22 protein-coding genes are annotated in these 20,282 nt (G+C 63.5%); 13 read left to right on the top strand and 9 right to left on the bottom strand.

The annotated features are described in order from the left end of the window. Positions 1–13 precede the first annotated feature (13 nt). The 5 genes from HNP98_RS02355 to HNP98_RS02335 all read left to right on the top strand — a co-directional run bounded on the left by HNP98_RS02355 (position 14) and on the right by HNP98_RS02335 (position 3,382). Entirely contained in the window at positions 14–658 is a 645-nt protein-coding gene (locus HNP98_RS02355) for a hypothetical protein (RefSeq protein WP_173808450.1), read from the top strand. A 33-nt stretch (positions 659–691) separates the two neighbouring features. Next, positions 692–2,311 (top strand): DHA2 family efflux MFS transporter permease subunit, encoded by a 1,620-nt coding sequence (locus HNP98_RS02350; RefSeq protein WP_173808449.1) that lies wholly within the window; start codon positions 692–694, stop codon positions 2,309–2,311. Between the two features lie 55 nt (positions 2,312–2,366). After that, positions 2,367–2,894, top strand: a complete 528-nt coding sequence (locus HNP98_RS02345; RefSeq protein ID WP_173808448.1) for a hypothetical protein — start codon at positions 2,367–2,369, stop codon at positions 2,892–2,894. A gap of 86 nt (positions 2,895–2,980) precedes the next feature. After that, positions 2,981–3,190, top strand: coding sequence for a type II toxin-antitoxin system HicB family antitoxin (locus tag HNP98_RS02340; RefSeq protein WP_173808447.1), 210 nt, complete (start codon positions 2,981–2,983; stop codon positions 3,188–3,190). 6 nt (positions 3,191–3,196) lie between these two features. Beyond that, complete coding sequence (locus tag HNP98_RS02335) at positions 3,197–3,382, top strand: type II toxin-antitoxin system HicA family toxin (RefSeq protein ID WP_173808654.1); 186 nt, start codon at positions 3,197–3,199, stop codon at positions 3,380–3,382. Position 3,383: 1 nt separating this feature from the next. Here HNP98_RS02335 and HNP98_RS22155 read toward each other — a convergent pair whose 3' ends face one another. Beyond that, positions 3,384–3,959 (bottom strand): phytanoyl-CoA dioxygenase family protein, encoded by a 576-nt coding sequence (locus HNP98_RS22155; RefSeq protein WP_217425621.1) that lies wholly within the window; start codon positions 3,957–3,959, stop codon positions 3,384–3,386. Between the two features lie 169 nt (positions 3,960–4,128). Between HNP98_RS22155 and HNP98_RS02325 the strand changes: the two genes are divergently transcribed. Then, positions 4,129–4,638: a hypothetical protein gene (locus tag HNP98_RS02325; RefSeq protein WP_173808445.1), complete on the top strand. Its 510-nt coding sequence runs from the start codon at positions 4,129–4,131 to the stop codon at positions 4,636–4,638. Here HNP98_RS02325 and ispG read toward each other — a convergent pair. The 3 genes from ispG to HNP98_RS21495 all read right to left on the bottom strand — a co-directional run bounded on the left by ispG (position 4,635) and on the right by HNP98_RS21495 (position 8,104). Beyond that, a complete protein-coding gene (gene ispG / locus HNP98_RS02320) occupies positions 4,635–6,710 on the bottom strand; it encodes a (E)-4-hydroxy-3-methylbut-2-enyl-diphosphate synthase (protein WP_173808444.1) in 2,076 nt (691 codons plus the stop codon). The genes HNP98_RS02325 and ispG overlap by 4 nt on opposite strands. Positions 6,711–6,816: 106 nt before the next feature. Next, the gene (locus HNP98_RS02315; RefSeq protein ID WP_173808443.1) at positions 6,817–7,794 is read right to left on the bottom strand and encodes an NAD(P)H-quinone oxidoreductase; all 978 of its coding nucleotides are present in this window, start codon (positions 7,792–7,794) and stop codon (positions 6,817–6,819) included. 211 nt (positions 7,795–8,005) lie between these two features. Next, the gene (locus HNP98_RS21495) at positions 8,006–8,104 is read right to left on the bottom strand and encodes a DUF1345 domain-containing protein (protein WP_217425620.1); all 99 of its coding nucleotides are present in this window, start codon (positions 8,102–8,104) and stop codon (positions 8,006–8,008) included. A gap of 492 nt (positions 8,105–8,596) precedes the next feature. Between HNP98_RS21495 and HNP98_RS02310 the strand changes: the two genes are divergently transcribed. The 3 genes from HNP98_RS02310 to HNP98_RS02300 all read left to right on the top strand — a co-directional run bounded on the left by HNP98_RS02310 (position 8,597) and on the right by HNP98_RS02300 (position 10,488). Then, positions 8,597–9,280: a hypothetical protein gene (locus HNP98_RS02310; RefSeq protein ID WP_173808442.1), complete on the top strand. Its 684-nt coding sequence runs from the start codon at positions 8,597–8,599 to the stop codon at positions 9,278–9,280. 321 nt (positions 9,281–9,601) lie between these two features. Next, on the top strand, positions 9,602–10,210 hold the full coding sequence (locus HNP98_RS02305; protein WP_173808441.1) for a sigma-70 family RNA polymerase sigma factor: 609 nt from the start codon (positions 9,602–9,604) through the stop codon (positions 10,208–10,210). Further along, positions 10,207–10,488, top strand: coding sequence for a zf-HC2 domain-containing protein (locus HNP98_RS02300; RefSeq protein WP_173808440.1), 282 nt, complete (start codon positions 10,207–10,209; stop codon positions 10,486–10,488). The genes HNP98_RS02305 and HNP98_RS02300 overlap by 4 nt, the downstream gene beginning before the upstream one ends. Before the next feature lie 424 nt (positions 10,489–10,912). On the opposite strand, the gene HNP98_RS02295 is transcribed toward HNP98_RS02300, so the two are convergent. Together HNP98_RS02295 and HNP98_RS02290 are read right to left on the bottom strand one after the other, a co-directional pair. Further along, on the bottom strand, positions 10,913–11,773 hold the full coding sequence (locus HNP98_RS02295; RefSeq protein ID WP_317171016.1) for a PAS domain-containing protein: 861 nt from the start codon (positions 11,771–11,773) through the stop codon (positions 10,913–10,915). Positions 11,774–11,844: 71 nt separating this feature from the next. Further along, on the bottom strand, positions 11,845–12,210 hold the full coding sequence (locus HNP98_RS02290; RefSeq protein ID WP_173808438.1) for a hypothetical protein: 366 nt from the start codon (positions 12,208–12,210) through the stop codon (positions 11,845–11,847). A gap of 203 nt (positions 12,211–12,413) precedes the next feature. Between HNP98_RS02290 and HNP98_RS02285 the strand changes: the two genes are divergently transcribed. Then, positions 12,414–12,929 carry a hypothetical protein gene (locus HNP98_RS02285; protein ID WP_173808437.1) on the top strand — a complete coding sequence of 172 codons (516 nt, stop codon included), beginning with the start codon at positions 12,414–12,416 and terminating at the stop codon, positions 12,927–12,929. A gap of 144 nt (positions 12,930–13,073) precedes the next feature. Here HNP98_RS02285 and HNP98_RS02280 read toward each other — a convergent pair whose 3' ends face one another. After that, a complete protein-coding gene (locus tag HNP98_RS02280; protein ID WP_173808436.1) occupies positions 13,074–15,263 on the bottom strand; it encodes a glutamine synthetase III family protein in 2,190 nt (729 codons plus the stop codon). 492 nt (positions 15,264–15,755) lie between these two features. Between HNP98_RS02280 and mtaB the strand changes: the two genes are divergently transcribed. From mtaB to HNP98_RS22415, 3 genes are read left to right on the top strand one after another with little or no spacing between them, the layout of a single operon-like run. Further along, positions 15,756–17,090, top strand: a complete 1,335-nt coding sequence (mtaB, locus tag HNP98_RS02275) for a tRNA (N(6)-L-threonylcarbamoyladenosine(37)-C(2))-methylthiotransferase MtaB (RefSeq protein WP_173808435.1) — start codon at positions 15,756–15,758, stop codon at positions 17,088–17,090. A 53-nt stretch (positions 17,091–17,143) separates the two neighbouring features. Beyond that, positions 17,144–17,323, top strand: a complete 180-nt coding sequence (locus tag HNP98_RS02270) for a hypothetical protein (protein WP_173808434.1) — start codon at positions 17,144–17,146, stop codon at positions 17,321–17,323. Positions 17,324–17,349: 26 nt separating this feature from the next. Continuing rightward, entirely contained in the window at positions 17,350–17,604 is a 255-nt protein-coding gene (locus HNP98_RS22415; protein ID WP_173808433.1) for a type II toxin-antitoxin system RelE/ParE family toxin, read from the top strand. Between the two features lie 82 nt (positions 17,605–17,686). Here HNP98_RS22415 and gldG read toward each other — a convergent pair whose 3' ends face one another. Both gldG and gldF read right to left on the bottom strand, forming a co-directional pair. Then, positions 17,687–19,423, bottom strand: a complete 1,737-nt coding sequence (gene gldG, locus HNP98_RS02260) for a gliding motility-associated ABC transporter substrate-binding protein GldG (RefSeq protein WP_173808432.1) — start codon at positions 19,421–19,423, stop codon at positions 17,687–17,689. After that, positions 19,424–20,149, bottom strand: a complete 726-nt coding sequence (gene gldF / locus HNP98_RS02255) for a gliding motility-associated ABC transporter permease subunit GldF (RefSeq protein ID WP_173808431.1) — start codon at positions 20,147–20,149, stop codon at positions 19,424–19,426. It abuts the gene before it with no gap. Positions 20,150–20,282 lie beyond the last annotated feature (133 nt).

Genomic DNA, 20,282 nt, shown 5'->3' with positions numbered 1-20,282 from the left:
CCGCCCTCCGCTCATGGAAGCCCCCACCCCCCCCGGCCGCTGGGAAGCCGACCTCAACGGCCTCTTTGCCACCCTCGCGCAGGAAGACCAGGCGTACCTCGACAACCTGAAGCGCCAGACCGATTTTTATACGAACACCGCGCTTCCGGCCCTCGAAACGGCCGCCGCCGCCCTGCGCCCCCACGCCCGCACCTGCGACACCGGCCTCGACGAGGGCCGCGCGTACCTCATCGTGCGGCACCTGGAGGGGCCCGTCGAGTTCCAGTACGCCGTGGTGGCCAAGGTGCGCATCGAGGCCGTGCTGCCCTACGTGCACTGCTGGTTTGAGGAAAACAAGCTCGCCGAGGCCATCATCGCCGAACAGGGCCAGCCCGAAGCGCCGCCCGGCGATGAGCAGGACGGCAAGGATGCGAAAAAAGACGATGACAAAGCCGACGACAAAGAGGACGGCGGCGAGGAGCAGCCCGCGGAAGGCGGCGACGACAAGAAAGACGACAAGGAACCTTCCCGCACCAAAACCATCGAGCTGCTGGCTTCGTGGCGCGACGACCGTCGGATTGAGAGCGTAACGCAGGAGGAAATTCTTACCGATTTCCTTAACCACTACCAGGAAGCCGTGGCGCAGGCGCGCACCCACCTGCACACCACGCCGCATTAACGCCGACAGTCCCATCTCTCCCGTTTCCTCGTTATGGCGCAAACGCAAACCTTGTCCAAGCCCGCCGGGGCCGGGCTGGCCGGCAACCTGAAGTGGGCCATCGCCATCACGGTGGCGCTGGGCACGTTCATGGACGTGCTGGACAACTCCAGCGTGTCGGTGGCTCTGCAAAACATCGGCGGCAGCCTGGGGGCCTCGCAGGACGACGTGACCTGGGTAATTACCGTGCTGCTGGTGGCCAAAGCCGTGATGCTGCCCACGGCGAGCTTTTTGTCCACGGCCATTGGGCGCTCGCGCCTGTTCATGCTGGCGCTGGTGGCCTACGGGGTGTCGTCGCTGCTGTGCGGGCTCTCGTCGTCGCTGGGCATGCTGCTGGTGATGCGGGCCTTGCAGGGCCTGTGCGGCGGCATCATCCCGCCCGTCGGTCAGGCCATCCTCAAAGATTCCTTTCCGCCCGCCGAGCAGGGGCAGGCATTTGCGCTGTTCGGCGTGGCCACGGTGGTGGCCCCCACGGTGGGGCCCCTGCTCTGCGGCTGGCTCGTGGACAGCTACAGCTGGCACTGGGTATTTTTCGTCAACGTGCCCATCGCCCTCCTCACCGCGTTTCTGGTGACGGCCCTGGTGAAAGACCCGCCGGAGCTGGTGAAGGAAAAAGCCAACGCCTGGGCCAAGGGCATCCGCGTGGACTACATCGGCCTCAGCCTGCTGGGCCTGGGCCTGAGCGCGTTGCAGTACGTACTGAGCCGGGGCGAGCGCGACGACTGGTTCAGCTCGCAGGCCATTATCCTGCTCAGCGTGGCGGCGGCGGCGCTGCTGGTGGGCGGCATCGTGTGGGAGATGCGCACCAAAAACCCGCTCCTCGACCTGAGCCTGTTCCGCAACCGCACGTTCACGGCCGCCATGCTGGTCATGTTCGTGGTGGGCGCGCTGCTTTATGGCAGCACCACGCAGCTGCCGCAGTTTTTGCAGTCGCTGCTGGGCTACCGGGCCGTCGACAGCGGCCTGGCCATCACGCCGGGCGGCCTGTCGCTCATCTTGCTGATGCCGATAGTGGGCTGGCTCACGGGTAAGGTGCAGGCCCGCTGGCTGATTGGCTTTGGCTTAGTAGTCAGCTCGCTGGCCTGCTTCAACTACGCGCACGTCCTCAGCACCAGCGTCGATTTCCGCACCGTGGCCACGGCGCGCATCTATCAGAGCCTGGGGCTGGGCTTCCTGTTCGTGCCCATCAGCGTGGCGTCCTACGTGGGCCTGGCCAAGTCCAAAACCAACCAGGTGGCCATGTTCACCAACCTGGTGCAAACCATCGGGGGCGGCTTCGGCATCGCGGCCATCGAAACCGTGATTGCCCGCCGCAGCCAGTTCCACCAGAGCCGCATCATCGACCACCTCTCCTTCACCAACCCCGACTACGCGGCGGGCCTGCGCCAGTTCGCCACCTCCGTGTTTGGCCGGGCCAACGCCAGCGGGGTCGATGCCATGCGGCAGGCCCAGGGGGCCCTCTACCGCATTGTGCAGCAGCAGGCCACCACCCTGGCCTACACCGACGCCTTCTACCTGCTGGGTTTCGCCTGCCTGTTTTCCATCGGGCTCGTTTTCCTGATGAAAGCCAACAAGCCCGGCGCGGGCGGCCAGTCCGCCGACGCGGCCGCGTAGGGCCGGCTACCAGTTGTAGCCCGCTGTATCTTCGGCCACCGCTACCGCCGCCCGTATGGAACCCAAACGCTACCCCCGGCAGCTTTCGCGCGGGGCCAACAACGCCGCCATTGCCCTTTCCTCAACGGAAGTTGGCAAGATTTTCAGCCAGGACACGCGCTCCGATATTGGCTCGGAGGCCGAAAAAATGCGCTTCGCCAACGAGGTCAACGACTTGGTAGTTAAGTTCCACCGCCTGGAGGTCAACGAGGCACTCGGCGTCGACATGCTCGTAATGGAGCGCCTTTACCCCCTCGATTTTCGCGCCCACGAAGTGGAGATGCGCGAAATACAGTTCGACGTGTTCGCCGACGAGCTGCGGGGCCTCCACGCCGCCGGCTTCGCGCACCACGACCTCCAGCGGCCCTCCAACCTACCCGGCGAGCGGTTCGATAATATCCTGCTCACCGCCCAGGGCCTGCGGCTGATTGACGTCGGCATTTCGGTGCTTCGCCGGCAGGTAGGCGAGGCGTTTTTCAACGCCTACGTGCAGCGGGAGTTAGCGGAACTGGCGCGGTTTCGGGCGTTTTTTTTGGGACGATAATAAACCCATGGGGCCCTAGCTGTTAGGCACGAAAAAGCCGCACCCTTGTTACTTTAGCCACTCGTTAACCAATCCGGTCGCTACCCATGAAATTCACACTTGTTATCCGCCAAGGCAAAACCCAGCTGATTGGCCAGTTAAAAGAAATTCCCGGGGTGCTCACGCAGGGCCTGACGATAGCCGAGGTAAAAGAGAATATTCAGGATGCGCTGGCGCTGTACTTAGAAGATATGCGCGAGGATGATGCCGAAGACAGCAATGCTATTATTGCTCAGGAGGAAGTAGAATTTGCTTAGTCAGGAATAAAATGCGGCAAATGCATCAAATACCTGGAAGCAAATAATTGCCCGCTGCACCGACGCAGCAGTCGGCACGACATCTACAAAAATACGCTGACTGGCAAGCGTACCAGCGTACCCCGGCATGGCGACATTGACGAAGACTTGTGCCGGGAGATTTGCAAGCAGCTCGAAATTCCCAAGGTATAGTTCAACCGCCCCAGGCCCGCCGCTCGCGCCAGGCCAGCCCCGCGGGCAGCTCCTCGGCCGAAAATTCCAGGTGAATCACCCGCCGCGGCCGGTCGCTGGTGCTGCGGTTGGAGGCGTGGAGCAGCAGCGGCTTCATCAGCATGGCCCCGCCGGCGGGCACGGCGCACACCGTGGCCGTGGCCGTGTGGCCGGCGATGGCTGCGGCCGGCACCACGCCGCGCCGGTGCGAGCCGGGCACCACCTTCAGGGCCCCGTTGGTGGCGTCGCAGGCGTCGAGGTGCAGGCGCACGGTGACGGTGTTTTCGAGCACGTCCACCGGCGGCTGCACGGCCACCCAGCCGGCCTTGGCCGTCCAGGGCCCGAAGCCGGGCACATCGGCCCGGTGCGCCACGTTAATCATCAAATCCTGGTGCCACGCCACCAGCCAGTTCGAGCCCGCTGGCTTGTCGAAATAAATAGCCTTGGTGAGGTGGCCGCCCGCCGGAAACAATTCGCCCAATAATTTCCGCAGCGCGGCCGTGTCCAACAGGGCCCCCAGCGCCGGTATTTCGCCCAGCAAATTGCGAATGGCAAACACGTCCTGGCTGCGGCGGAAATTAGCGCCCGCCGCCGGGGCGCTTTCGATACAGTGCAGCAGAGCGGCTATTTCGAGCTGGGTGTATAATTGCGGAAGGATTGCGAAGCCGTCGACTGTGAGTTGCGCAACAAAATAATTTACTGGAATCACTGCTTTCATATTTTTACATATGCTCTCACTCAATGATTCTTGCTGGGAGGATTTCACTAGCGGTTACCAAATTAAATACGACGTATCACAACCACTTCGGCGACTCGAAGCAGCCGTAGATTCTGAGGAAACTAATGAGATTCTGGATGAATTATGGGATGAATTACACCACCAAGGCGATGTTGGCACTGCTTCTTACTTAGCAGTACCCCAGCTTATTCGGATTGGAATTAAAAAGACGATAATTGACCGGCGGCTAATTGGCCTTGTTGCATTAATTGAGATTCAACGCCATGTAAGCAACATTTCAATCCCGCAGCAATATGAGGAAGAGTATCACCAAGGCTTGCAACAGATTGAAAACTTAATCGCCGCTAACAAAACCCTGCCTTGGAAAAAAGAATACACTTCTTGCGCTTTAGCAGCTTTGGCCGCGAGCAAGGGACAAATTGACATTGCTAGGATAATTCAAGAATTTGACGATCCTGATTTAACGGAGAAATTCGAAGAGTTTCTCAACGACTATTAAACCCCCACCGGCTCCCCCACCACTTCCTTCTCAATCCACTTCCCGTCTTCGCGCATCAGCTCGATTAATTCGTCCACGGCGCGCTCTTCGGGGACGGTTTTTTTGATGACGTCCTGGCCGCGGTAGAGGGCGATTTTGCCCTTGCCCACGCCCACGTAGCCGTAGTCGGCGTCGGCCATCTCGCCGGGGCCGTTCACGATGCAGCCCATGATGCCGATTTTGATGCCCTTGAGGTGGTCGGTGCGCTGGCGAATCATGGCCGTGGTTTCCTGCAAGTCGAACAGGGTGCGGCCGCAGCTGGGGCAGCTGATGTACTCGGTCTTGCTCATGCGGGTGCGGGCCGCCTGCAAGATGCCGAAGCTGAGCTGGTTGAGGCCGTCGAGCTGGGTTTGCCACTCCTCCTGCGGCATGTCGGGCAGCAGCTCGGTGCCCAGCACGATGCCGTCGCCGAGGCCGTCGATGAGCAGGCCCCCGACGTCGGTGGCGGCGTCGAGCTGGGTTTGGGCGGCCGGCTGGGGCCCGTAGGCCCGGCAGATGACGACCGGGCAGCTCACGCCGGCGTTGATTAGCTCGAAGAAGGCCCGGCGCATTTCGGGCATGGCGTGCGTGTTGGTGGTCACCAGCACCAGCACCACGGTGGGGTCGGTGCGCAGGCGGGCCAGCAGGGGCGCATCCAGGGCGTCCAGGCTCAGCATCAGGAAGTTGAGCTGCGGGTGGAAGCCCCGGGGCTCCTTAGTTTCCATGTAGCGGTCGGCCGTGAAGAGCGGGTAGTGGTCGGGGCGGCGGCCGCCGTCAATCCAGGCGGTGCCGGTCACGATTTCCTTCAGGCCGTTGGGCAGCATGAACGGCACCGGCCGCTCGCCGGTGTAGATATAGTCCGCGCCCTGGTCCGACATCTGGAACTTATCCAGAAACGGCGTGTACAGGTGCCCGGCAGCCCGCAGGTCGCCGTATTCCAGGCGCGGCAGGCGCGAAATGTCGGCGATGACGCGCGGCACGTTCAGGCCCCCAAAGTTGGCCACCTCGTGCGTGACGCGGCGCAGGTACTGGAACGGGTTGATGGGACTTTCTGAGCTGTTAGCCACTAGCTGCTGGCTGTTAGCTTTTTGCTCTTCTTGCCCGTGCCCGGGGCTAACGGCTAACGGCTGATAGCTAATAGCTCTGATTGGCCGGGCGGTGGCGGCGCGGCCCAGGTAGCGGTCAATCAGCATGCGGGCCACGGGGGCTTCGGCCTCGGGGGCCTCGGTGAGGCTCACGCGCACGGTGTCGCCCAGGCCGTCTTCGAGCAGTGTGCCGATGCCCACGGCGCTCTTGATGCGGCCGTCCTCGGCCTCGCCGGCCTCGGTCACGCCCAGGTGCAGCGGGTAGGGTTGCAGGCCCTCCACGTCCAGCTTCTGCACCAGCAGGCGGTAGGCCTGCACCATCACCTGGGTGTTGCTGGCCTTCATGCTCAGCACCACGTCGTAGTAATTCTCCTCTTCGCAGAGGCGCAGAAACTCCAGCGCCGACTCCACCATGCCCAGCGGCGTGTCGCCGTAGCGGCTCAGAATCCGGTCGCTCAGCGAGCCGTGGTTAGTACCGATGCGCATGGCCGTGCCATACTGCTTGCATATTTTCACCAGCGGCCGGAACCGCTCGCGGATGCGCTCCACCTCGGCCGCGTAGCTGGCATCGGTGTACTCGATTTCCTCGAACTTCTTTTTGTCGGCGTAGTTGCCGGGGTTCACGCGCACTTTCTCCACGATGCGGGCGGCCAGCTCGGCGGCGTTGGGCGTGAAGTGGATGTCGGCGATGAGGGGCACGTTGCAGCCGCGGGCCCGCAGCTCTTTCTTGATTTCCAGCAGGTTCTGGGCCTCCTTCACGCTGGGGGCCGTGATGCGCACGTACTCGCAGCCGGCGGCCACCATGCGCAGGGTTTGCTCCACCGAGCCCTGCGTGTCCATCGTGTCCACGGTGGTCATGCTTTGCACCCGGATGGGGTAGTCGCCGCCCATGGGCACGCCGCCGATGTTCACCACGCGGGCCACGCGGCGTTGGTAGGCGGTCAGGCTGGGGCAATAGGTCTTGTTCATAACCAAAAAACTACGGGCCGGCGGCGAAAGTTGCGCGGCCCCGCAAAGGTAACTTGGGGCCGCCGCGCAACTTCCGGGCCGGGCGTAGCCGGGCGCCGCGCCCGGCCTAGTCGTTGCCGACGGTGAGCACAATTTTGCCGATGTGGGCGCTGCTTTCCATGCGCTCGTGCGCGGCGCGGGCTTCGGCCAGCGGAAACGTGCAGTCGATGACCGGGCGGAAGCGGCCGGCCGCTACCAGGGGCCACACGTGCTGCTCCACGGCCGCCGCCAGCGCAGCCTTAAACTCGGCCGAGCGCGGGCGCAGTGTGCTGCCGGTGACGGTGAGGCGGCGGCGCATCAGGTCCTGGGCATCGAAGGTGACCTGGGGCCCCCGGGTGGCGTTGATGAACACGAGGCGGCCGTCGTCGTGCAGCAGGTGCAGGTTTTTGGGGGTGTAGTCGCCGCCCACCATGTCGAGCACCACGTCCACGCCCACGGCGGCCAGCACCTGGGCAAAGTCCTCGGTTTTGTAGTTGATGGCCCACTCGGCCCCCAGGTCGCGGCAGGCCTGGCACTTGGCGGCGCTGCCGGCCGTGGTGGCCACGCGGCTGCCTAGCGCCGTGGCCACCTGAATGGCCGTGGTGCCGATGCCGCTGCTGCCCCCGTGCACCAGCAAGGTTTCGCCGGGCCGCAAGCCGCCGCGCTCGAACACGTTGTGCCACACCGTGAACACGGTTTCGGGCAGGGCCGCGGCTTCCACCATCGACAGGCCAGCCGGCACCGGCAGGCAGTGGCGGGCGTCTACCGCGGCGTATTCGGCGTAGCCGCCGGCCGCCAGCAGGGCGCACACGGCGTCGCCGGGCTGCCAGCGGGCCACGCCGGGGCCGCACGCGGCCACCACGCCCGCTACTTCCAGGCCGGGCACCAGGCCCGCCACGTCGCCGCTGCCGGCGTAGGCTCCCTTGCGCATCCACACGTCGGGCCGGTTCACGCCGGCGGCCTGCACCCGGATGAGCACCTGGCCCGCCGCCGGCGCGGGCGTGGGCAGGGTGCGCGGCGCTAGTACTTCGGGGCCCCCGGGGCGGGCAATGGCAATGGCGTGCATGGGCGAAAAAGGGCGGGTCTATAAGGTAAGCAAGTAAGCCATGGCTTACCGAAGGCCCCGTACGCCGGGCCCATCAAAATGATTCCTTTTGGGTAAGCGCACCCCGTGGTTCTCATTGCAACGGGGCGGAAAATTGCGGCGAGGCACCCGCCAGCCGGCACGCCTCGCCGCCAACCGGTTGTTTCGCCGGGGGCCCTGCCGCCTCCCCTGGCTACAGCACGCTCACCAGGCCGCCGATGCTGAGCGCCACCACGGCCGTGTTGAAGGCAAACGCCAGCAGGCCGTGCACCAGGGCGGTAGCGCGCGGCACGGGGTCGTAGATGCCGACGTCGGCGGCCGGCGGTTGCCTTACAGCCCCTGGCTATTTTTTTGCAAGCGCGGCCCGGCCGCACCAGTCGTAGCCCATTTCGACCCAGTAGTTGGCGGGGCGGGTTTACCGGTGAAGCCAGCAAACAGCTAGGGGGTGCCTCTCAACGACGACTTTCTTGGGCAACTGGCAAAGGGGAAGCGCAGCTGCTTCGCGCACGGGACAGGTGAGGCGACAGCTGGGGTTTCGGCACAGTTCTCAACAGGGCAGCGGCTTTTTCCTGCGTCGTAGCTGTAAGGCCGCCGCCCGGCGGGCGTCGAACCCGGCGGGCCTGCCCGCTAGGTGACGGGCCCAACCGGCCACGTGTGCATGCCTCTGCGCAACGCGGCCGATGTGCCGGCGCTAACGCGGGGGGCCGACCGGCCCTGCTCCCAGCCCCACTGGACCAACCACTTGTCCGGCTCATCCGACCGCCTGGCGTTAAACTAGCTACGTATGAAACGCACCCTGCTACCCGCGTTGGCCCTGCTACTGGGGCTGCTCGCTTCACCTACCCAGGCGCAGCCCACCGGCCCCCGTTCGGCCACGGTATTTGACCTGACCAGCGCGGCGGGCCCGACGCTTGATTATGCCTCGGCGGCCGCTTGGCACCTGTGGGGCTTGGATGCGGCCGGCCGATATCAGGTGGGGCTGGGGGGCAGGGTATCGCATTTTTTTGGCGACGGCTACGCCCTGAATCCCCAAGCTGGCCCCGCCAACGCGGAAATCCGGGTGGCGCGGCCGGCCATTACGTCGTTCAATGCCGCTTTTCACCTGCGGGCGCGGGTGGCGGGTCCGCTGCGCGTGGGTTTCAACCTCGATGCCCTGGGCCTGAGCGCGGGGCCCGGCCGCGACCGCCAGGACCTGAGCGCCGCCGGGCTGCCCGGCCCCGCGGGCAGCCCGGTGCGGCCGGTTGCTGGCAACGTGCTGCTAGGGGGTCGCCCGGACCGGGGCTCGCTGAATTCGGAGCTGTACGCCGCCGTGCGCCTAAGCGGCGGCCTGAGCTTGCGCGTCGGCTACAGCCACCTCGTCACGGCCTACGAAGACGATGACAGCCGCTTCCACCGCTTCCATAACCTAGCCGCACTGGGCCTGAGCTACCAGCTGCCCCAAAGCGGGTTCCGAATCAGTGTATGGTAGCGCGAGCTTTGTAGCTCGCGTCCCTGCCCGGCAATCGCGGGGAGGAGGCGCGAACTACAAAGTTTGCGCTGCTGATTTGCGGTGGTACGCTAGCCCGGGAACTCAGCGGCTGAAAGCGGTTGAAAACAGATTCTCCCCGTGATACTCTCGTGATGATTACGCCCGAGCTTTGGCGTTTGCCACCGCCGCCAACCGAGGCGGGCGGCGGTGGCCGGGCAAATTGGCCGGCAAGGCGACTGTGGTGGTGTAAGCCAGCCCGGAAGGCCAGTACCCGATTTTTACCTTATCATTGCCGTAACTACCCATTTGACTGTTAGCCCGATGCATACTTCGCTGGCCGGTTTGGTACCCACGCAGTGGCCCGCCCGCTTCGGCGACGAGCTGTACCGTTACGCGCTGGGCCGCGTGGCCGAGGCGGCCACGGCCGAGGAGCTGGTACAAGACACTTTCTTGAGCGCCCTCGAAGCGCAGGCTACCTTCCGGGGGCAGGCCTCGGAGCGCACCTGGCTGTTCGTAATTTTGAAGCGCAAAATTGTTGACCACTACCGGCGGCAGGCCCGCTCGCCCTTCGTGCCCCTCGACCTCACGGCCGGGCAACAGCCCGAAGCCGACTTCTTTCGGCCCGCCGACGGGCACTGGCGCGCGGAGGAATTTCCGCAGCCCTGGGACGGGGTTGGCAACGAGGGCCGGGGCGACGTGGTGCTGGAACAAGTTGAATTTCAGCAGATACTGAAAAGCTGCCAGGAGCGGCTCTCGCCCCAGCACCTGGCCGTGTTCGTGCTGCGCTTCGTGGAGGAACTGCCGGCCGAGGACATTTGTCAGGAACTCGGCCTTTCGCCGTCTAATTACTGGGTCATCGTTCACCGGGCCAAGCTGCACCTGCGCCGCTGCCTCGAAAAGAACTGGTTCCAAGCCCCCGCCCCTGCATGAGCATTCCCTCGCCGCTTTTCAACTGCCAGCAAGCCACCCTGCTCCTCGAGCGCCGCGCCGACGAGCCGCTACCCGCCAAGACCAGCGCCCAGCTCTGGGCCCACCTGCGCCTGTGCCCCTACTGCCGCCGCTACTCGTTTCAGAGCCTTTTCATCGCCCGCCAGGCCAAAGCCGCCGCCGGGGCCACCGTACCCGCCGACTTGCCGCTGCCGGCCGCCCTGCGCGTCCGCTTGCAGCAGCTGATGGACGCGCACGGGGCCCGGCCGAAGGAAGAGTAACAATTCTGGTATGCCGTAAGGCCCGGCTGGCTGAATCGTCTGCCCGCCCGAAAATCAATTCATTACAGGCGACTTCCCTCGCCCGGCGGCCAAAGGCCAAATGCAAGACGGCAGGATGAGCCACGATAAAATGGCCGACAAATAAGACGACTTCCTGAGCTTGCACCTGGTCAGCAACTGCTATGAAGGCCCGTCCTCGTGCGAGGGCAGGTCCTTTTTGCATTCAACAAAACAAGTCGCCTCCTACGCTCGCCGCGACCAAGCAGGAAATTAATGGGCGCTGTTGGCCGGTGGGTAGCGCACTACTCACCGGCCTTCTTTGTGCCAACTCTGCCGGCCAAGCCGCTTTTTACTTTTCGCCCGCACCGTGCGTTTTTTCGCCGCGGCCGTGCCAGCCTCCCCCGGGGATGGGCAGGGGCCCCGGCTACTTGCCCACCTGCCGCCGCAGCGCCTGCACTTCGTGCTCCAGCTCCAGGTTGCGGAACGCGACCTTCGCTTCGAGGTCGTCGTAGGCGCTCTGGAGCTGGTCTTGCAGCTGGCGCATTTCCGTCACGTCGGTATTAGTGCCCAGCCAGCGGACGGTGTGGCCCTGCGCGTCGCGCACGGGCACGGCGCGGGTTAGGAACCAGCGGTACTGCCCGTCCTGGCCCCGCAGCGGAAACGTCAGCTCGAAGGGCTCGCCGGCTCCCCAGGCCTGGCGCACGAATTCCACCACCGGCTGGATGTAATCGGGGTGGTGCACCTTGTCCCAGCCCCAGCCCTCCATTTCGGCCAGGGTGGTGCCCGTGTAGTCGTACCAGCGCTTGTTGTACCAGTAGATGTGCCCGTCGGGCCGGGCCATCCACGAGAGCTGCGGCACGTTGTCGGCCAGCGTCGAAAATTCCGATTCCCGCTCGCGCAGCTGCTCGGCGGCCACTTTCTGGTCGTGGATGTCGGTGCACGTCCCAAACCACGCCACGATTTGGCCGGCGGCGTCGCGCCGGGGCCGGGCCTGCCCCAGGAACCAGCGGTAGTCGCCGGCCTGCGCTTCGAACCGGTACTCAATCTCGTAATCGGCCCCGGTGGCCAGCGAGTGGCCCCACACCTGGCGGGCCCGCGCCTGGTCGTCGGGGTGCAGCAGGTTGTTCCACATGTCGGGGCCCACGCTGTCGGCCAGGGTATAACCCGTGTAATCAACCCAGCGCTGGTTAAAGTAGGTGTGAAACCCCGTGGGGTCCGTCATCCACACCAATTGCGGAAGCATGTCGGCCAAGAACGTAAACTGCTCGGTTCCGGTAGCGGACACGGCGTCGGGGTGAGAAGGGGCGGAATTCACAAAACAGAGAATGGGTAAAACAATACTTGCCGAAGAAGCCCTTACAGCAGGCTAAGCTGCAGCTCCATGCCCGACGCAAAGTACAGGTTGAGCTGGCTGCGCAGGCCGTCGGCCGAGCGGCGCAGGCGCGTCACCAAGGCCCGGGCCTCTTCGGTGGGCAGTTCGAAGCGCAGGTAAGGCCGGTTCAGCAGCTCGTCGCGCATCACGTCCCAGCGGCCGGTTTGGGTGTCGGCGGCCGCGGGCGCGTGGGCCTCCACCTGCCCCGGCTTCAGCACCAGGCGGGTGGCCTGCGCCAGCGGGCTGCCCGGGTCGTTGCGGTTCAGCACGCGGTTGGCCACGGCCCACTCGCCGTCGAAGTACGCGTCTGGGATTTGTTGTAAATTGATATCCAGTAGCAAATCAGTCATGTAAGCGAATAAAACAACGGCAGGGCCCCCGCGGGGGCAAGGAAAAGCGGATCAGGGGCCCGGCCACAGCGGTACGTTTTACGTATCCGCTCGGCGTCGGGCCCCAGATTTCGAGCGTTAACTTAGGGCCTGGCGTACGCGTTCCATTACGCTCGCTTCCCTTGGGTTATTTATTTGTTTTACCGCGTCGCTGACGCATTCCCATGAAAAAATCCACCTTCTTCCCGCTCGTGGCCCGCGCTGCCCGCCGCACCGGCTTGGCCGCCTGGCAAACCGGGCGCCTGTTCCGCCAACTGGTGGCCCGCGCCCTCGACGCGGTGCAGGACGTGCTGCGGGCCGAGGTGGAAAAGGGCAACCTCAAGCTCGTCACCGACTTCCTGGCCAACCGGGCCCTGCCCGCCGCCCGGGTGGTGCTGCTCGAGCGCATGAGCGTGCGCCTGCTGGCCCGCCTGGGCCTGCGCGGCGTGCTGGCCTCCAACGTGGTGGGCTGGGTGCTGCCCTTCGTGCTGGAACGGCTGGTGGCCGTGGCCCTGAAAAGCGGGGCGTTCGACAAGCTGAAAGCCAACCCCACCGTGGGCGAGGCCGTCGGCCGCCTCGACGAGCTGCGCCACGCCACCTGGAAACTGCTCGTGCCCGACCCCGGCAGCCGCGCCGAGCTGGTGCCGGCGGGCCCCGGGCCGCCCCCGCGGCTGGCCCCCGCCCCGGACGCCGCTGCGTAGCCGCCGCCCGCGCCTGGGCCGTGGCCGCGCCCGGCCCCAATGCCCGCCCACAAAAAAAGGCAGCCCACGCAGGCTGCCTCTTTCAAAACCGGGGCGCGGCGAGAATTCCCACCCAACACCGGACCCGATTCTACCCCTTGAAGCCTAGTTCCGGAACAACAGTTCGCGGTACTTAACCAAGGGCCAGTCCTCGTCGGCCACCATTTGCTCGAGCTTGTCAACGGCCCGGCGAATGGGAGCAAACTTTGTTTTGATGTCGTCGCAGTACGCAACGGCCTGCTCGCGCACATCGGTTAGCTTGTTGGCTTCCCGGCGGGCGTCCACCATCGCGTCCACGGTGGTTTTAATGGTCGATACGTAACCCGAAATGGCCTTAATCATCTCCACCGTCACCTGCGTATGGTCGCCGTCGAGGCCCAATTCACGCAGGCCGCGCACGTTTTCGATGAGCTTGGTTTGGTAGGCGATGGCCGTGGGGATGATGTGGTTGATGGCCAAATCGCCCATCACGCGGCCTTCAATCTGAATCTTTTTCTGGTACTCTTCCAGCAAAATCTCGTGGCGGGCGTGCAGCTCCACTTCCGACAGGATGCCGTGGCGGGCAAACAGTTCGGCGGCTTCGGGCGTCACCAAGGCGTCGAGGGCCAGGGGCGTGGTCGGCACGTTGTTCAGGCCGCGGCGGGCCGCCTCCTCTTTCCACTCGTCGGAGTAGCCGTTGCCTTCGAAACGGATGCTTTTCGAGCTGATGACGTACTCGCGCAGCACCTCCACGATGGCCACTTCCTTCTTTTTGCCTTGCTCAATCAGCTCGTCCACCTGGGTTTTAAAGTCGATGAGCTGGTCGGCCACGATGGCGTTGAGCGTCGTCATGGCCGACGAGCAGTTGGCCGACGAGCCCACGGCCCGAAACTCGAACTTGTTGCCGGTGAAGGCGAAGGGCGAGGTACGGTTGCGGTCGGTGTTATCGAGCAGGATGGGCGGAATCTTGTCGATGCCCAGCTTGAGGTAGATGTTGTCGCCCTTGTCGAGCGGCACCTTGGCCGTACGCTCCAGCTCGTCGAGCACCGAGTCGAGCATCGAGCCCACGAACACCGACATGATGGCCGGCGGCGCTTCGTTGGCCCCCAGGCGGTGGTCGTTGCTGGCCGAGGCGATGCTGGCCCGCAGCAAGTCGCCGTAGCGGTGCACGGCCTTGATGGTGGTGATGAAAAAGGCGAGGAATTGCAGGTTCTCCTTGGGGCGGCGGCCGGGGGCGAGCAGGTTCACGCCGGTGTCGGTGCTCATCGCCCAGTTGTTGTGCTTGCCCGAGCCGTTCACGCCGGCAAACGGCTTCTCGTGCAGCAGCACCTTCAGGTCGTGGCGCTCGGCCACGCGCGACATCAGGTCCATCAGAAGCTGGTTGTGGTCCACGGCCAGGTTGGCGTCCTCAAAGGTGGGGGCGCACTCGAACTGGTTGGGGGCCACCTCGTTGTGGCGGGTGCGCAGCGGAATGCCGAGCTGGTTGGCTTCCTCCTCGAAGTCGAGCATAAAGCCGTGGGCCCGCGCCGGAATCGAGCCAAAGTAATGGTCGTCGAGCTGCTGGCCCTTGGCCGGGGCGTGGCCAAACAGCGTGCGGCCCGTCATCACCAGGTCGGGGCGGGCGTCGTACAGGGCCTTGTCCACCAGGAAATACTCCTGCTCGATGCCCAGGGTGGTGTGCACCCGGCTCACGTCCTTGTCAAAATACTGGCACACGTCGAGGGCGGCTTTTTCCAGCACGGCCAGCGACTTCAGCAGCGGGGCCTTGTAGTCGAGCGCCTCGCCGGTGTAGGCCACGAAAATCGTGGGGATGCACAGCGTTTTAGCGCCCACGGTTTCGATGATGAACGCGGGCGACGTCGGGTCCCAGGCGGTGTAACCACGGGCCTCGAAGGTGTTGCGGATGCCGCCGTTGGGAAACGACGAGGCGTCGGGCTCCTGCTGCACCAGCGCCGAGCCTTTGAAGCTCTCAATGGCGCGGCCTTCGGAGTTGAGGTCGAAGAACGAATCGTGCTTTTCGGCCGTCGCCCCGGTCAGGGGCTGGAACCAGTGCGTGTAGTGGGTAGCGCCCTTGGCCATGGCCCAGGTTTTCATGGCCGAAGCCACGGCGTCGGCCACGTTGCGTTCCACGGCTGCGCCCTGCTTCACGGCGGCTTGCAGCTTCTTGAAGTATTCGCCGGCCATTGTGGCCCGCATGGCTTCCAGATTAAACACGTTTTGCCCAAAACTGTCGGAGCGGCGGGCCGCGGCAGGCTTCACAGTAACGGCTTTGCGCTTGTTCACCAATTCAAGCGCTTTAAAACGGAGGATGGCCATACGGGTGGGTTGAAGAGAAAATCAGGATCGATGTTTTTGAGAAATTGGGGCGTTTTTACAACGGCAAATATATGGTTTGAATTAATTTCTCAACGAAAGACACTAAAAAAGGAGGTGTTTTCAAGAAAAAAGCAAGCTTTTATGAAGCAACGGTAAAAAATCAGTGGGGCTGCAAACGTTCCGGATGCCGCGCAAACGTTCCCACCAAATTTTACCCTTGTTATGAAAGATTTGAAGTTTTAGGCGGTGTCCCATTCTCAATTAGCCCGAGAACCGGCTCACGAATGCCCCGGCATTGTGTGCCGACAGTGCGTAGCGCGAATTTGATAGTTCAGGCTCCGCCGCACTGCTTAGGGGCGGCCGCACAACGCGGAACTTCGCATTACCAAGCCCGTGCTACTGATTCCTACATTCCGAACACCCCCTCAGCCGGGCGGTTCGCGTCCACTTCGGGGCAGCACCCTGCCCGACCGGGCCGTATCTTTGCAGGCTATGGCAACTCCCCAATCCGTCGCCTTCTACACGCTGGGCTGCAAGCTCAACTTCTCCGAAACGTCGGCCATCGGCCGGCAGTTTGAGGAAAAAGGCTTCCGGCCGGTGGCGTTCGAAGCCGGCGCCGACTACTACGTCATCAACACCTGCTCCGTCACGGACCACGCCGACCGCAAGTGCCGCAAAGTGGTGCAGCAGGCCCTGAAGCACAACCCCGCGGCATTTGTGGCCATCGTGGGCTGCTACGCCCAGCTCAAGCCCGAAGAAATTTCCAACATCCCCGGCGTGGCGGCGGTGCTCGGCGCGGCCGAGAAGTTCCAGCTCGCCGACACCATTGCGGGCCTGCCACGTCCGGCGGCCGGGCAGCCGGGCCACGTGCGGGCCTCGCCCATCGCGGCGGCCACGGAGTTCCACCCGGCCCACTCGTTTGGCGACCGCACCCGCACGTTTTTGAAGGTGCAGGACGGCTGCGACTATTCGTGCTCGTTTTGCACCATTCCGCTGGCGCGGGGCGGCAGCCGCTCGGGCAGCATCGCCAGCGTGGTGGCGCGGGTAGAAGACTTGGCTGCCCAGGGCGTGCCCGAAATCGTGCTCACCGGCGTAAACCTGGGCGATTTCGGCATCCAGGGCCCCGAGCGCGAGCGGCGCGAGGATTTCACCCAGTTGGTGGCGGCCTTGGACAAGATCGAAGGCATCCGCCGCTTCCGCATCAGCAGCTGCGAGCCCAACTTGCTGACGGACGAAATTCTGACCACGGTGGCGGCCTCGCGGCGCTTCATGCCTCACTTCCACATTCCGCTGCAAAGCGGGTCCGATAAAATCCTGGGCCTGATGCGCCGCCGCTACCGCCGCGACCTCTACGCCCAGCGCGTGGCCCGCATCAAGACCCTGATGCCGCACGCCTGCATCGGTGTGGACGTGATTGTGGGTTTTCCGGGCGAGACGGACGCGGACTTTCTGGACACCTACCAGTTCCTCAACGAGCTGCCCATCAGCTACCTCCACGTGTTCCCGTACTCGGAGCGGCCCGACACGCTGGCCCCCACCCTGCCCGGCCGCGTGCAGGACCGGGTGCGCCACGAGCGCACCACCCAACTCCGCAGCCTTTCCGAGAAGAAAAAGCGCGCCTTCTACGAAGAGCACCTGGGCCTGGAAACCGAAGTGCTCTTCGAGGACGACGTGAAAGATGGCCGCATGGAAGGCTTCACGCCCAACTATATCCGCGTAGTAGCCAAGTACGACCCGCTGCTAGTGGGCGAAACCAGGGCTCTCCGCCTGGGAGCCGTGAATGCGCAGGGACTGATGGAGGCGGAAGAAGTGGGGATTTTGGTGTAGGCGGCAGGAAGCTTTCACTCCTTATCTTTAACAAAAGCTAAACGCCACTCGCCATGACTAAAGAAACTGTAAAGGACACGATTGACCAGCTTCCAGACAAGTTTGAGTTGGAGGAATTAATTGACCGCTTAATTTACATCGAGAAAATAGAGGAGGGTTTCGCGGCTGCTGAGCGCGGCGAATCTAAAACCCACGAAGAAGTAAAAGCACTGGTTAGATCGCGGCGCAAATAATCTGGTCAACTCCGGCAATTGAAGACTTGAATCAATTGCGCGAATTCTACAGCCAGTTTTCTGAAGACTACGCTGAGCGATTGATTGATAAATTAATTACCCGGGTAGATATTATGATAAATTTTCCGCAAAGTGGGCGAATAGCTTCGCAGTTCAAAGACGGACTTACGCGGGAATTAGTAAGCGGTGGCCACAGCATTATCTACCGCGTCCAAAACGCGAATACAATTATTATTTCCCGGATTCAGAATAACGCTAAACCACTTTCAAGGTTAAATTAACGCGTTTATTGCACAAGAACGGCGCTTAACTAAAGCGCCGTTCTTGTGCAATAAACATTTCAAACGGCTTTCGTTTAGCACATTACGCCGCCGCAAAACTCGCGTACCGCCGCTTGCGCCGCCAGGCCCGCACGGCCCCGAACAGGCCCAGCAGCACCAGCGGGGCCCCCAGGTTGAGGAACTGCCAGCGGCGGCGCTCCTCGGCGAGGCGCACTTTGTCGAGGGGGCGCAGGGTAATTTGCTTGCCGCGCACGGAAATCAGGCCGGTGTCGTCGAGCAGGTAGTCGGTGGCGTTGAGCACCAGCTCGCGGTTGGCAAACTCGGTGTTGGCGAGGCGGTCGAAGCCCAGGCGGAAGGGGCGGCCGGTTTTCTGGTCGATTTCGCTGCGGATGAAGTCGCCGTCGGAAATAACCAGGATTTTGCTGGGCCGGGCCTGCGGGTTTTTCTCGGGCTGAAACTGCATGGTGCCCGGCCGGGTGCGGTTGGCAAACAGCGACTGAAACTGCCCTTCGAGCAAGTAGGCCACCGGCTGGAACCCCTTCTGGAACAGCTTGGGGTTGGGCTCCAGGCGGGCGTCGTTGAAATTGATGGGCACCGGCGCGGGCAGCACGCGGGTGTAGCGCGAGGTGGTCATGAGGGCCGTTTTGCGCACGCCCACGGCCTTCACCGTGTCCAGGTTGCCGGCAAACTTGAGGTACACCGCGTCGAGGTTGCGGGTGATGGGGTGCGGGCTAAACTTGTTGACCAGCGGGTAGAGCTGCCAGGGCATGGGCTCGATTTTGGGCTTGTTGCCCTCCATGCCCGTCACCAGCGGAATCTGGCCAGAGTTGAGGTCCAGCACCAGGTTTGGGTTCAGCCGCAGGCCGTATTTGAAGAACAAGTCGTCCAAGTTCAAATTATACGGCGTGGCCAGCGAGGCCCCGTTGCGGCTCACGCTGTCGAGGTCCACGCGCAGGGCATCGACGAAAAACAGCGCCCGCCCGCCTTGGGTGATGAACTGGTCGAGCTTGAACTTCTCGGTTTCGGAGTAGGGCTGCTTGGGCTGGGCCACCACGATGGCGTCGAGGGACCGCAAGTCGGGCACCTGGCCCAAGGTTACGCGGTACACGTCGTACTGCTGCTGCCAGGCCCCCAGCATGTCGCCGGCCTCGGTATTGGTCAGCTCGCCGTGGCCTTCCACCACGCCGATGCGCTTGCGGCGGCCGGGCGTAAGGTTGCGGATGGTGCTGGCCAGCTCGTACTCCAGGCCCTCCAGGCTTTGGTTGAGGCGCACCTCGGGCGAGGCGGTTTGGCTGCCGCGCAGCAGCAGCACGTTTTTGGTACGGCCGCCCACGTCCACCACGGCCCAGGGAAAGATGATTTTCTCCACCCGCTTGCCGTTTTCGGTGGCCCCCAGATTGGTGGGTTTCAGGCCTTTTTTGAAGAGCAGCTGGTAAAACTTGTTGCGGTTGGCCTCGGTGCTGGCCGCGCTGGGGTCGATGAAAATGTAGTTCAGGTTGGCACCACCGTACACTTTGAACTCGTTCAGGGTTTCGCGCACCCCCTGCTCAAGGCGGCGGAAGGCCGGCGGGAAGTCGCCGGTGAGGTACACGGTGATGGTGGCCGGCTGCTTCAAATCCGAGAGCAGCTGCTTGGTGGCCGGGGCCATCGTGTAGCGTTTTTCCTCGGTCAGGTCGAGGCGAAAAAACAGGCGCTGGCCGATGAAGTTGAGCAGCAGCAGGGCCCCCAGCACGGCGGCGAAGCGCAGCCAGTCGGCCCGTTTGCGCGAGGCGGCGGGCGTGGGCGCGGCGGGCGGGGTGTCGTGAATCGTCGTTTCCATTTACCAGGTGCGGCTGCGCAAAACCAACCGCGTGGCTTGCAGCGCCACGGCCACCACACTCAAGAAATACACCACGTCGCGCGAGTCCACCAGGCCCTTGCTCAGGTCGCGGTAGTGGGCCGCGATGCCGAGCTGACTCACATAATAGGCCGCGCTGCCGTCGAGCACCGAGGCCAGCGAATCGAAGCCCGAGTACAGCAGAAAGCACCCCACCACGGCCACCAGGAAGGCAATAATCTGGTCGCGCGTGAGCGCCGAAGCCAGAATGCCGATGGCCGCAAACACCGCCGCCAGCAGCGCCAGCCCCAGGTACGAGCCCACCGTGGCCGCCGAGTCGATGTTGCCGGGGGGGCTGCCCAGCCGGTACACCGAGAAGTAGTAGAGCAGCGTGGGCACCAGCGCCAGCAGCGCCAGCAGCAAGCAAGCCAGGTACTTACCACCGATAATCTGCCCATCCGTCAGCGGGCGCGTGAGCAGCAGCTCGATGGTGCCGGCCTTCTTCTCCTCCGCGAAGGTGCGCATGGTGATGGCCGGAATCAGGAATAGAAACAGCCAGGGGGCCAGCGAGAACAGCGTCTGCAAATCGGCAAACCCGTAATCTAGCACGCTGCTGTCGGGAAATACCCATACGAACAGGCCCGTTGCCACCAGAAACACCCCCAGCACCACGTAGGCGACGGCGGAGTTCAGGAAGGCGTTGAATTCTTTGTTAAGGATTGTTAGCATTTATTTTATTCAGAACGTCATGGCATTTAAGCCGTCATGCTGAGCGCAGCCGAAGCATCTCTCCCGCGGCAGTAAATAATTAGTCAGTGGGAGAGATGCTTCGGCTGCGCTCAGCATGACGACCTTGTATTTT

The organism is Hymenobacter caeli, assembly GCF_013294115.1.
Classification (GTDB): Bacteria; Bacteroidota; Bacteroidia; order Cytophagales; family Hymenobacteraceae; genus Hymenobacter; species Hymenobacter caeli.
This window is presented reverse-complemented; position numbering and strand designations above follow the sequence as displayed.